The sequence below is a fragment of the Lysobacter sp. F6437 genome (assembly GCF_052547215.1).
This window is the reverse complement of record NZ_JBQWRB010000001.1, coordinates 495,657-508,296: the sequence shown is the minus strand read 5'-3', so window position 1 is coordinate 508,296 and position 12,640 is coordinate 495,657. Positions and strand designations below refer to the sequence as shown.

Genomic DNA, 12,640 nt, shown 5'->3' with positions numbered 1-12,640 from the left:
ATGACCGATATCCATTCCGACAAGATCCTGATCCTCGACTTCGGCGCGCAGTACACGCAGCTGATCGCCCGCCGCATCCGCGAGATCGGGGTGTATTGCGAGATCTGGGCCTGGGACCACGACCCGGCCGAGATCGCGAAGTACGGCGCGAAAGGCATCATCCTGTCGGGCGGGCCCGAATCGACCACGCTGGAAGGAGCGCCCCGCGCGCCGCAGGAAGTCTTCGACAGCGGCCTGCCGATCCTTGGCATCTGCTACGGCATGCAGACCCTGGCCGCGCAACTGGGCGGTACCACCGAGGCCGCCGACGCGCGCGAGTTCGGCCATGCAGAGGTCGAGCTGGTCGCGCATGACGCGCTGCTGGGCGGGCTCAGCGACCACGGCGGAACACCTCGCCTGAACGTCTGGATGAGCCACGGCGACCACGTCGCCACGGCGCCGCCGGGCTTCACCGTGACCGCCAGGACCGACCGCATCCCGGTCGCGGCGATGGCCAACGAGGGCAAGCGCTGGTACGGCGTGCAGTTCCATCCCGAGGTTACCCACACCCTGCAGGGCCAGACCCTGCTGCGCCGCTTCGTCACCGACATCTGCGGCTGCCAGACCCTGTGGACCGCGGCCCACATCATCGACGACCAGATCGCCCGCGTGCGCGAGCAGGTCGGCACTGATGAGGTCATCCTCGGCCTGTCCGGCGGTGTCGATTCGTCGGTCGTGGCGGCGCTGCTGCACAAGGCGATCGGCGAGCAGCTGACCTGCGTGTTCGTCGACACCGGCCTGCTGCGCTGGCAGGAAGGCGACCAGGTGATGGCGATGTTCGCCGAGCACATGGGCGTCAAGGTGATCCGCGTCGATGCGGCCGACCGCTACTTCAAGGCACTCGAGGGCGTCAGCGACCCGGAGGCCAAGCGCAAGATCATCGGCAACCTGTTCGTCGAGATCTTCGACGAGGAGGCCGGCAAGCTCGCCAATGCCAAGTGGCTGGCGCAGGGCACGATCTACCCCGACGTGATCGAGTCGGCCGGTAGCAAGACCGGCAAGGCCCATGTCATCAAGAGCCACCACAACGTCGGCGGCCTGCCCGAGCACATGAAGATGGGCCTGGTCGAACCGCTGCGCGAGCTGTTCAAGGACGAAGTGCGGCGCCTGGGCGTCGAGCTCGGCCTGCCGGCACCGATGGTCTACCGCCATCCCTTCCCCGGCCCTGGCCTGGGCGTGCGCATCCTTGGCGAGGTCAAGCGCGAGTACGCGGAGCTGCTGGCCAAGGCCGACCATATCTTCATCGACGAACTGCGCAAGGCTGATCTTTACGACAAGACCAGCCAGGCGTTCGCGGTGTTCCTGCCGGTCAAGTCGGTTGGCGTAGTTGGTGACGCGCGTGCCTACGAATGGGTGATCGCGCTGCGTGCGGTCGAGACCATCGACTTCATGACGGCGCACTGGGCGCACTTGCCGTACGAGTTCCTCGGCAAGGTGTCAAACAGGATTATCAATGAGTTACGTGGAATTTCTCGCGTTGTTTATGACATAAGCGGCAAGCCTCCCGCGACCATCGAGTGGGAGTAGGCGTTGGTCGACATGCCATCGCTTGCCGATGAGGAGTGGATGCGCCACGCGTTGGCGCTGGCCAGGCGTGCGGAGCACGAGGACGACGAGATACCGGTCGGCGCCGTACTTGTCTCGGTGGACGGCGAGGTCCTCGGCGAGGGCTGGAACCGCAACATCACCGAGCACGACCCGACCGCGCATGCCGAGATCGTTGCGATGCGCCAGGCCGGCCGCCGTATCGGCAACCACCGGCTGCTCGGCAGCACCCTGTACGTGACGCTGGAGCCTTGCGCGATGTGCGCCATGGCCATGATCCACGCCCGCGTGGCGCGGCTGGTGTTCGGCGCACCCGACCCCAAGACGGGCGCCGCCGGCAGCGTGTTCGACCTGCTCGCGGATCCGCGCCACAACCACCGGGTGGACGTGAGCGGCGGGCTGCTGGCGGAAGAGTCCGGCACTCGACTCACCAACTACTTCCGTCGCAAACGTGGCAAGCCACCCGTCTAGCTTCCGCTATCATGCAAAGACACGGAGAGGAAGGCAGGCGATGGGCGTGACAGCGGGCAACGCGAACAATGGCCATCATCGGCTGATCTGGATCGACCTGGAGATGACCGGGCTCGATACCGACAACGATTCCATCCTCGAGATCGCCACCGTCGTCACCGATCCCAATCTCGAAATCCTCGCCGAGGGACCGGAGCTGGCCATCCGTCATCCGTTGCAGCGGCTGGAGGCGATGGACGACTGGAACCGCAACCAGCATCGCAAGTCGGGCCTGTGGAACCGCGTGCTGGAGCAGGGCGTGTCGATGGAGGAGGCCGAGGAGCGCACTCTGGCGTTCCTGGCCGGCTGGGTTCCGGCCAATGCCTCGCCGATCTGTGGCAACTCGATATGCCAGGACCGGCGTTTCCTGCACCGGCAGATGCCGGCGCTGGAGAAGTACTTCCACTATCGCAACCTCGACGTCAGCACGCTCAAGGAACTGGCCCGGCGCTGGGCACCCGACGTGCTCGCCGGCGTCGGCAAGGAAGCCAGCCACACCGCCTTGAGCGACGTGCATGACTCGATCGCGGAACTGCGCCACTACCGCTACTTCATGGGCCGCCTGAGCGGCCTGCAGCCCCCCGAAGCTTCCTGAGCGAGCCTGCAGGACCGGTCCCGCGCCTCGGCTCAGTCGGATGACGCGGGCAACGCGGGCCTGGTCGGATCGATGATCCCGCCGTCGACGGCATGGTGGTACATGTGCACGTCGCGCTGCGGGTACGGGATGCTGATTCCGGCCGCGTCGAAGGCTTTCTTGATGCTTTCGTTGAGATGCACCTTCACCGCGAACCAGTCGGCGTTGCCCGTGTGGCAACGCACGCCGAGGTTGACCGCGTCCTGGGCGAGTTCGTAGACCACCACGTCGGCGGCCGGTTCGGCGAGCACCCGATCGTCCGCATTGATGATGTCCATGATGACCCTGCGCGCCTCGTCGATGTCGTCGTTGTAGCCGATGCCGATCACCAGCTCGACCCGGCGGCGAACGTCGGGCGTGGAGTTGATGATCGAGTCCGACGTCACCAGGCTGTTGGGCAGCACGATGGTCTGGTTGTCGGCGCCGCGCAGGCGGGTCTGGAAGATGCTGATCGACTCGACGGTGCCGCCTTCGCCATTGATGTTCACCACGTCGCCCACCCGGAACGGCTTCAGCGCCACCAGCATCACCCCGGAGGCGATGTTGGAAAGCGAGTCCTTCAACGCCAAGCCGATCGCCAGGCCCGCCGCACCGAGCACGGCGATCATGGAGGTCATCGGCACCCCGACCACCTGCAGTGCCGCCAGCACCAGTACCACGGTGAACACGACCGTCGCCACCTTGCGCAGGAACTGCAGCGCAGTGAAGTCGAGATCAGTGCGGCTCAGCCCGCGGTCGATGATTTTCACCAGCCAGGCGATCACATAACGCCCCACCAGAAACAGCAGCAGCGCCAAGGCGATGCGGATGCCGAGGCCAACCAGCGCCTCGGTCCATTCACCCGCGCGGGCGTAGTCGATCCAGCTCAGGCGGGGCTGCGGCATTCGGCTCTCCAGGTTCATGTTTGCTGGGGGATAAATGCGAAACCCCGCATGAGCGGGGCGTCGCGGGTTGTCATGTTGAATCCTGTCCGGTCCGACGTTATCGGGCCGTAACGATGTCAACCTGCCTTGGCTTTCGCCAGTCGCAGCCAGGTATCGACCACGGTGTCGGGATTGAGCGATACCGACTCGATGCCTTGCTCCATCAGCCACTCGGCGAGGTCCGGATGGTCGCTAGGGCCCTGTCCGCAGATGCCGACGTACTTGCCCTTGGCACGCGCGGTGCTGATCGCCATCGCCAGCAGCTTCTTGACCGCCGGGTCGCGCTCGTCGAACAGCGAGGCGACGATGCTCGAATCGCGATCCAGCCCGAGCGTGAGCTGGGTCAGGTCGTTGGAGCCGATCGAGAACCCGTCGAAGATCTCCAGGAATTCCTCGGCCAGCAGCGCGTTGGATGGGACCTCGCACATCATGATGATCTTCAGGCCGTCCTTGCCTTGCTCCAGACCGTTGGCGCGCAGCACCTCGACCACCTTGCGGCCTTCGTCCAGCGTGCGCACGAACGGGATCATCACCCAGCAGTTGGTCAGGCCCATCTGTTCACGCACCTTCAGTACCGCGCGGCACTCCAGCGCAAATGCCTCAGTGAAGCTCGGATCGACGTAGCGGCTGGCGCCACGGAAGCCGATCATCGGGTTCTCTTCATGCGGCTCGTAGGCGGCACCGCCGATCAGGTTGGCGTACTCGTTGGACTTGAAATCGCTGAGGCGCACGATCACCGGGTTCGGTGCCACCGACGCGGTGATCGTGGCGATGCCCTCGGCCAGCCGGTCGACATAGAAATCGACCGGATCGCCGTAGCCGGCAATGCGCTCGTCGATCTTCTTCTTGATCGCGGCGTCCTGGCGGTCGTACTCGAGCAATGCCTTCGGATGGATGCCGATGTGGCTGGCGATGATCATCTCCAGCCGTGCCAGGCCGACGCCCGCGTTGGGCAGCATCGCGAAGTCGAACGCGCGCTCGGGGTTGGCGACATTCATCATCACCTTGAGCGGCGCCGGCGGCATGTGCTCGAGGTCGGCGGTGTGGCGTTCGAAGGGCAGGGCACCGTCGTAGATGAAACCGGTATCGCCTTCGGCGCAGCTGATGGTGACGGTCTGGCCATCCTTGATGGTATCCAGCGCATTGCCGGTGCCGACGACAGCCGGCACGCCAAGCTCGCGCGCAATGATCGCGGCGTGGCAGGTGCGGCCACCGCGGTTGGTGACGATCGCGGCCGAGCGCTTCATCACCGGCTCCCAATCGGGGTCGGTCATGTCGGCGACCAACACGTCGCCGGGCTGCACCCGCGCCATGTCGTCGAGCGAACGCACCACGCGGGCGACGCCGCTGCCGATCTTCTGGCCGATCGAGCGGCCTTCGCAGATCACCGGGCCGCGCTCGCCGAGCTGGTAACGCTCGATCTGGGTGGCCTTGGTGCGCGACTTCACCGTCTCCGGGCGCGCCTGCACGATGAACAGTTTGCCGCTGACACCGTCCTTGGCCCACTCGATATCCATCGGGCGGCCGTAATGCTTTTCGATAACCAGCGCCTGCTTGGCCAGCTCGTGCACGTCTTCGTCGGAGATCGAGAAGGTGTTGCGCAGTTCGACCGGGGTGTCCTCGGTACGCACGCGCTCGCCGGGCTGGTCGGAATAGACCATGCGCAGCTGCTTGGCGCCGATCGAGCGGCGCAGGATCGCGTGCTTGCCCTCAAGCAGGGTAGCCTTGTTGACGTAGAACTCGTCCGGGTTGACCGCACCCTGCACGACCATCTCGCCGAGGCCGAAGCTCGAGGTGATGAACACCACGCCGCGGAAACCCGACTCGGTGTCGAGGGTGAACAGCACGCCGGAGGCGCCGACGTCGGAGCGGACCATCAGCTGCACGCCCGCCGACAGGAACACGTCCTCGTGCTTGAAACCGTGGTGCACGCGGTAGGCGATCGCGCGGTCGTTGTAGAGGCTGGCGAAGACTTCCTTGACCTTGACGACGACATCGTCCTCGCCGGTCACGTTGAGGAAGGTTTCCTGCTGGCCGGCGAACGACGCGTCGGGCAGGTCCTCGGCGGTCGCCGACGAGCGCACTGCGACCGCCACGTCACCGCCGCCATTCTCGGAGCAGAGCTGGCGGTAGGCGCTGCGGATGTCGCTGTCGAGCGCCGGCTGCAGCGGCGCATCGATCACCCACTGGCGGATCTGCGTGCCGGCCTGGGTCAACGCGCCGACATCCTCGACATCGAGGTCGGCCAGGCGGTCGAAGATCCGCTGGTGCAGGTCGTTGTGGGCGATGAAGTCCTTGAACGCCTCGGCCGTGGTGGCGTAGCCGCCGGGCACCGAAACCCCGAGGTTGGCGAGGTTGCCGATCATCTCGCCGAGCGACGAATTCTTGCCGCCCACGCGGGCCAGGTCGTCGAGGCGCAGCGCGTGCAGCCAGAGGATGTTCTCGTTCAAGACAGCCGATCTCCGTGGTTTGGGCGCGTCCAGGCACGCCAAGCGGCTATGATCGCTCCTGCGTCGGATGCATACAAGCTTGATTCGACGGGCTTTTTCCTGTTTGCGCACGTCCAGCGCGCATCTCCAACCAGCGGGGTCAGTGATGGCGGCAGCACGACCGGTTTTCTACGTTTCCGACGGCACCGGCATTACGGCCGAGACCATCGGCCACAGTCTCCTGACCCAGTTCACCGACAACCACTTCACCAGCGAGCGGATCTCCTTCGTCGACAGCATCGACCGTGCCCGCAGCGCCGCGGAACGTATCCGTACCGCCGGGGAACGCCACGGATTGAAGCCGGTGGTGATCAATTCCTGCATGGACAGCGACGTCAGCGAGGCCCTGGCCGAGAGCGGGGCGCTGATGCTCGACGTGTTCGCGCCGTTCATCGAGCCGCTGGAGCGCGAACTGGGCGAAAGCCGCCAGCGCCATGTCGGCCGTGCGCACGCGATCGTCGACTTCGACGCCTACCACCGCCGTATCAACGCGATGAACTACGCGCTGACCCACGACGACGGCGTGGCGGTCGATTACGAGGACGCGGACGTGATCCTGGTGGCGGTGTCGCGGGCAGGCAAGACCCCGACCTGCGTGTATCTGGCTTTGCATTATGGCGTGCGTGCGGCGAACTATCCGCTGACCGAAGAGGACCTCGAGCACGACCGCCTGCCAGAACGGTTGCGCCACTACCGCAACAAGCTGTTCGGGCTGAGCATCGACCCGGTCCGCCTGCAGCAGATCCGCCAGGAGCGCCGGCCGAATTCGCGTTACGCCGAGCTTGAAACCTGCCGTCGCGAGGTCGCCAAGGCCGAGGCCCTGTTCCGGGCCGAGCGCATCCCGACCCAGACCACGACCAATACCTCGATCGAGGAGATCTCGAGCAAGGTGATGTCGACGCTGGGGATCCACCGCGAGATGTTCTGAGGCGGGGAACCTCGAAAGTACGACCGCCCACCGGTCCCGTCAATGCTGCCGCGGTACAGCCACGGCGTGTAGCATCGAGCCATGAATTCGCTGGCTGCCCCCACCACCCGCATCCCCACGCTGAGCCGTTTCGGGTGGCTGATGGCGCTGTACACCGAGAACCACGAGCGGCTCGAACACATGTTCGCCCCGGCCCGGTTGGGGCAGGGCAGCTACGCGTCGAGTGTCGGCGACGGGCTCGACCTGCAGGTCGAAGTGATCGCACAGCACGCCTACACCACCGAGCTGCGTCTGACCTACGCCATGCCCGACCCGGTGACCGGCCAGCCGGACCCGTCGGCGTTCCTGCGCCAGTACCACGACGCCCGCCAGCTCGAAGCCACCCATTGCTACATCGGCCGCCGCTGGCAGGACGTGATCGGCATGTACCCCCCGCCGGCCGAGCTGGTCGGGCACCGCCTGCGCATGAACACCTTCCTCGGCAAATGGCTGCAATACCTGTCCGACCGTGGCCACGGCATGGCGACTTTGGTGCCGGATGAAAAAAAGTTCAGCAAACCTGCAAAGATCGCTTGACGATTTCGGGGCCCGTCCCTAAGCTTGTCGACTTTCCAGCCCGTGGGGCCATAGCTCAGCTGGGAGAGCGCCTGCATGGCATGCAGGAGGTCGGCGGTTCGATCCCGCCTGGCTCCACCATTTTCAAAGTGTTCTTCGATACTCGACCGAGTGAAAGCGGTCGGCCCAAGTGCGAAGTTCCACTGTGTCCCCATCGTCTAGAGGCCTAGGACACTGCCCTTTCACGGCGGCGACAGGGGTTCGAATCCCCTTGGGGACACCACTTTTTCATTGAGAAGGCCCGCCATTGGCGGGCCTTCTTTTTTGGTGTCGATCGGGTTTCTTCAGTTGGCGCTCGCTACGTCCTCCCGCAGCGGAATCCGGCTCGGCCAACCGCCGGCCATCGCCTTGTAGACAGCCACCGCGCTGGTTGCCGCCCGCGTCCGGACATCGGCCAGTGCGTCCTGCGCCTGCAGCCTGGTGCGCTCGGCATCGAGCACTTCCAGCAGGCTGGTGGCGCCGGCGTCATAGCGGACGTGGGCCAGCTCCGCGGCGCGGGCGCTGTCTTCGGCGGCCTGCTGCAGGTGCCGGTCCTCGGTGCGGGTGCGGGCGTAGCGGACCAGGGCGTTCTCGGTTTCCTCCAGCGCCAGCACCACGGTCTTCTGGTAGCTGGCGAGTTCGCCGGCGGCATCTGCGTCGGCAGCGGCGATGCGGGCGCGGACGCGGCCGATGTCGAGGAATGACCAGTCGATGCCCAATGCGATCAGGCTGGTTTCGCTGTCGCGCTCGAACAGGTTCGAGGCGTCGATCGCCTGGCTGCCGATCAGCCCGCCGAGGGTGAAGCGTGGGAACAGGTCGGCGGCGGCGACGCCGATGCGCGCGGTGCTCGCGTGCAGGCGTTGCTCGGCGGCGGCGATGTCGGGTCGACGGCGCAGCAGTTCACCCGGGGTGCCGGGATCTATCGGAGCGGGCAGGGCAGGGAGGTCCGCGGGTTGTTGCAGTCCGCCGACGAGGGCATCCGGCGTCTTGCCCGTCAGCACCGCGAGGCGGTGCATCATCACGGCGGCCTCGGCCTCCAGCGCAGGCACTCGGGCGAGGGTCGCCTGCAACTGGGCGCTGGCACGGGCGCGGTCGAATCCGGTCGCGCTGCCGGCATCGAGCCGGGCCTGGACGATGCGCAGGGTCTCGCGCTGGTTGTCGGCGTTCTCACGCGCGACGTCCAGGCGCTCCTGCAGACCGCGCAGGTCGATGTAGCTGCGTGCGACCTCGGCGACGATCGCGACCTGCAACGCGGCGAGGTCGGCCGCGGTGGCGGCGGCTTCGGCGCGTTGCGATTCGACCCCGCGGCGTACGCGACCGAACAGGTCGAGTTCCCACGCCATGTCGATGCCGGCCGAGTAGCTCTCGCCTTCGCGCTGCTCGCGCGACAGGCCGGGCGCCTGGTCGGCGCTGGCACGGCTGTCACTGCCTTCGGCGCTGGCTGTGACGGTTGGCAGGTAGTCGAAGCGCGAGCCGCGCAGCAGGGCGTTGGCGCGGTCGAAGCGGGTCAGGGCGATGCGCAGGTCGTAGTTCGCGACCAGTGCCTCGTCGACCAGCCGCGTCAGCATCGGATCGTCGAAGGCGTTCCAGAAGTCCGCATCGGGCTCGGGCTGGGGCGTGACCGCGACGGGGTTGGCCTCGTCGCGAACGAACTGCTCCGGCACCGACAGGGTGGGGCGTACGTGGTCGGGTCCGACCATGCAGGCGGCGAGGGCGATCGGCAGCAACGCGATCGCGAAGGTGCGCGAGACAGCTTGTGCCGCGGGGGTGAACTTACGCATGGGTGATCTCCTGCAGTTCGCTCTGGGCCTGCTTGCCGGCTCGTCGCGACACCAGCTTGCGCAGGGCGACGTAGAACACCGGGGTCAGGAACAGGCCGAACAGGGTGACGCCGAGCATGCCGGCGAAGACGGTGATGCCGGTGATGGAACGGACTTCCGCACCGGCGCCGGAAGAGAGGACCAGCGGGATCGTGCCGGCGATGAAGGCGATCGAGGTCATGACGATCGGGCGCAGGCGCAGCCGGCACGCTTCCAGTGCGGCTTCCACGATGCCCTTGCCCTGCATTTCCAGTTCACGTGCGAACTCGACTATCAGGATCGCGTTCTTGCACGCGAGCCCCATCAGCACCACCAGCCCGACCTGCACGAACACGTTGTTGTCGCCGGTCAGCCATACGCCCAGCAACGCGGACAGCATCACGATCGGCACGATCAGGATCACCGCCAGCGGCAGCGTCCAGCTCTCGTAGAGCGCGGCCAGCACCAGGAACGCCAGCAGCACGGCGAGCGGGAATACCACCAGTGCCGCGTTGCCCTGGGTGGACTGCTGGTAGCTCAGGTCGGTCCATTCGATCGTCATGCCCTGGGGCAGCACCTGCTGTGCCAGCTCCTCCAGCTTCTCCATCGCCTGCGCCGAAGACATCACGCGTGGATCGGCTTCGCCCATGAGGTCGGCCGCGGTGTGGCCGTTGTAGCGGATCACCGGGTCGGGACCGAAGGTCTCGCTCACCTTGACCATGCTGCCCACCGGGACCATTTCGCCCTGGACGTTGCGGGTACGCAGGTTGCCGATGTCCTCGACGCTGTCGCGGTACGAACCGTCCGCCTGCGCGATTACCTGCCAGGTGCGGCCGAACATGTTGAAGTCGTTGACGTAGGCCGAGCCCAGGTAGGTCTGCAGGGTGTCGAACAACTCGGTCAACGGCACGCCCTGCGCCTTGGCCTTGACCCGGTCGACCTCGACGTCGAGCTGCGGCACGTTGGCCTGGTAGCTGCTGTTGAGGTAGCCCAGCCCCGGCACCTGCGATCCGGCCGCCTGCATCCCCTGCACCGCGCTCTGCAGCGCGCCGTAGCCGAGATTCCCGCGGTCCTCGATGAACAGCGAATAGCCCGAACCGTTGCCAAGACCCTGGATCGGCGGCGGCATCAGCGCGAAGGCGAAGCCCTCCTGGATACCGGCGATCTTCGCGTTGAGCTCGTCGGTGATCTCCTTGGCGCTGCGGGTACGCTCGCCGAACGGTTCGAGGGTGATGAAGCTGACGCCGTAGTTGGGCGTGTTGATGAACTGCAACGGATTGAAGCCCGGGAACGCGACGTCGTTCTTCACGCCTTCGATGTCCAGCGCGAGCGCACCGATCTTCTTCAGGGCGTCGTCGGTGCGTTCGATTGAGGAGCCTTCCGGCATCTTGATGCCGGCGATGATGTAGCCCTTGTCCTGCACCGGGATGAATCCCTTCGGCACGATCTGGAACATCAGGCCCGTGACCAGCAGCAGGCCGGCATAGATCGCGAACACCGCGCCACGGCGGCCCAGCGCTCTGGATACGCCGCGCTCGTAGCGCTCGGAGCTCTTGCTGAAGAACCGGTTGAACGGACGGAAGACCCAACCGAACAGGCGGTCGATCAGCCGCGTCGGCCGGTCCTTCGGGGCGCCGTGCGGCTTGAGCAGGCGTGCAGCCAGCGCCGGCGACAGGGTCAGCGAATTGATCGCGGAAATCACCGTCGAGATCGCGATGGTCACCGCGAACTGCTTGTAGAACTCGCCGGTCACGCCGGACAGGAACGCCATCGGCACGAACACCGCGCACAGCACCAGCGCGATCGCGATGATCGGTCCGGACACTTCCCTCATCGCCAGGTGGGCGGCATGCAGCGGCGTCGCGCCTGCCTCGATGTGGCGCTCCACGTTTTCGACCACCACGATCGCGTCGTCGACCACGATGCCGATCGCCAGCACCAGCCCGAACAGGGTCAGGGTGTTGATCGAGAAGCCCAGCAGGTACAGCGCGGCGAAGGTGCCGACCACCGACACCGGCACCGCGATCAACGGGATGATCGAGGCGCGCCAGGTCTGCAGGAACAGGATCACCACCAGCACCACCAGCAGGGTGGCTTCCAGCAGCGTGGTCACCACCGACTTGATCGAATCGCGCACGAACACGGTGGTGTCGTAGATCGACTTGTACTCGATGCCCGGCGGGAAGCTCTCGGCCGCCTCGTCCATGCGACGGATGACTTCGTCGCGGATTTCCAGCGCATTGGCGCCCGGTGCCTGGAAGATGCCGATCGCGGCCGCGTTCTGACCGTCCAGGCGCGAGCGCATGCTGTAGTCGCCCGCGGCCAGTTCGATCCGGGCCACGTCGGACAGACGCACGACCGTGCCGTCGGCGCCGGTCTTGATCACCACATTACCGAACTCTTCTGCGGTCGACAGCCGGCCCTTGGCGTTGATCAGAGTGAGGAAGTCACTGCCATTGGGCATCGGCTCGGCGCCGAGCTGGCCCGCGGAGACCTGGATGTTCTGCTCGCGCACCGCGCGCACCACGTCGCCCGCCGTGAGCCCACGTGACGCGACCTTGTCCGGGTCCAGCCACAGCCGCATCGCGTAGTCGCCGCCGCCGAACGCCTGCGCGTCGCCGACGCCGGGAATGCTGGCCAGCCTGTCCTTCACGTGCAGGCGCAGGTAGTTGCGCAGGTACAGGGTGTCGTACTTGCCATCCGGCGAGGTCAAGTGGACGACCATCAGGAACACCGGCGACTGCTTCTGGGTGGTCACGCCCTGCCGGCGCACGTCCTCGGGCAGCCGCGCGAGCGCCTGGCTGACCCGGTTCTGCACGCGCACGGTCGCTTCGTCGGCGTCGACCTCGGGGCTGAAGGTCACGGTGGTCTGCAGCGAGCCGTCGGAGCTGGCGACCGACTTCATGTACATCAGGCCTTCGACGCCGCGGATGGATTCCTCCAGCGGCGTGGCGACGGTTTCGGCGATGACCTTCGGGTTGGCGCCCGGATACACCGTGCGGACCATGACGGACGGAGGCACCACCTCCGGGTATTCGCCGATCGGCAGCAGCGGGATCGAGATCAGGCCGGCGGCGAAGATCACGATCGACAGCACTGCGGCGAAGATCGGCCGGTCGATGAAGAACTTGGAGAAATCCATGGGGGAAAGTCCTGTTTCGGGGTTCTGTGGCGTCAGC

Annotated in this window: 9 protein-coding genes and 2 tRNA genes; 7 read left to right on the top strand and 4 right to left on the bottom strand. The window is 66.1% G+C overall.

Annotated elements, in window-relative coordinates:
• From guaA to orn, 3 genes are read left to right on the top strand one after another with little or no spacing between them, the layout of a single operon-like run.
• Complete coding sequence (guaA, locus tag ACT9F5_RS02230; RefSeq protein ID WP_445118306.1) at positions 1–1,566, top strand: glutamine-hydrolyzing GMP synthase; 1,566 nt, start codon at positions 1–3, stop codon at positions 1,564–1,566.
• Between the two features lie 12 nt (positions 1,567–1,578).
• A complete protein-coding gene (gene tadA / locus ACT9F5_RS02225) occupies positions 1,579–2,055 on the top strand; it encodes a tRNA adenosine(34) deaminase TadA (RefSeq protein ID WP_445118305.1) in 477 nt (158 codons plus the stop codon).
• A 40-nt stretch (positions 2,056–2,095) separates the two neighbouring features.
• Positions 2,096–2,689 (top strand): oligoribonuclease, encoded by a 594-nt coding sequence (gene orn, locus ACT9F5_RS02220; RefSeq protein ID WP_445118304.1) that lies wholly within the window; start codon positions 2,096–2,098, stop codon positions 2,687–2,689.
• 32 nt (positions 2,690–2,721) lie between these two features.
• Here the strand turns inward: orn and ACT9F5_RS02215 are convergent, their stop codons facing one another.
• On the bottom strand, positions 2,722–3,612 hold the full coding sequence (locus ACT9F5_RS02215) for a mechanosensitive ion channel domain-containing protein (protein ID WP_445118303.1): 891 nt from the start codon (positions 3,610–3,612) through the stop codon (positions 2,722–2,724).
• A gap of 116 nt (positions 3,613–3,728) precedes the next feature.
• Positions 3,729–6,101, bottom strand: coding sequence for a phosphoenolpyruvate synthase (ppsA, locus tag ACT9F5_RS02210; RefSeq protein ID WP_445118302.1), 2,373 nt, complete (start codon positions 6,099–6,101; stop codon positions 3,729–3,731).
• 145 nt (positions 6,102–6,246) lie between these two features.
• Between ppsA and ppsR the strand changes: the two genes are divergently transcribed.
• The 4 genes from ppsR (at position 6,247) to ACT9F5_RS02190 (ending at position 7,906) form a co-directional block, all read left to right on the top strand.
• Positions 6,247–7,068 carry a posphoenolpyruvate synthetase regulatory kinase/phosphorylase PpsR gene (gene ppsR / locus ACT9F5_RS02205; RefSeq protein WP_445118301.1) on the top strand — a complete coding sequence of 274 codons (822 nt, stop codon included), beginning with the start codon at positions 6,247–6,249 and terminating at the stop codon, positions 7,066–7,068.
• Between the two features lie 81 nt (positions 7,069–7,149).
• Positions 7,150–7,644, top strand: a complete 495-nt coding sequence (locus ACT9F5_RS02200) for a DUF1249 domain-containing protein (RefSeq protein ID WP_445118300.1) — start codon at positions 7,150–7,152, stop codon at positions 7,642–7,644.
• A 44-nt stretch (positions 7,645–7,688) separates the two neighbouring features.
• Positions 7,689–7,764, top strand: a tRNA-Ala gene (locus ACT9F5_RS02195).
• A gap of 66 nt (positions 7,765–7,830) precedes the next feature.
• Positions 7,831–7,906: transfer RNA gene (locus ACT9F5_RS02190), tRNA-Glu, on the top strand.
• Between the two features lie 61 nt (positions 7,907–7,967).
• Here the strand turns inward: ACT9F5_RS02190 and ACT9F5_RS02185 are convergent.
• Positions 7,968–9,443, bottom strand: a complete 1,476-nt coding sequence (locus ACT9F5_RS02185) for an efflux transporter outer membrane subunit (protein ID WP_445118299.1) — start codon at positions 9,441–9,443, stop codon at positions 7,968–7,970.
• Positions 9,436–12,603 (bottom strand): multidrug efflux RND transporter permease subunit, encoded by a 3,168-nt coding sequence (locus tag ACT9F5_RS02180; protein ID WP_445118298.1) that lies wholly within the window; start codon positions 12,601–12,603, stop codon positions 9,436–9,438. The genes ACT9F5_RS02185 and ACT9F5_RS02180 overlap by 8 nt, the downstream gene beginning before the upstream one ends.
• Between the last annotated feature and the right edge of the window lie 37 nt (positions 12,604–12,640).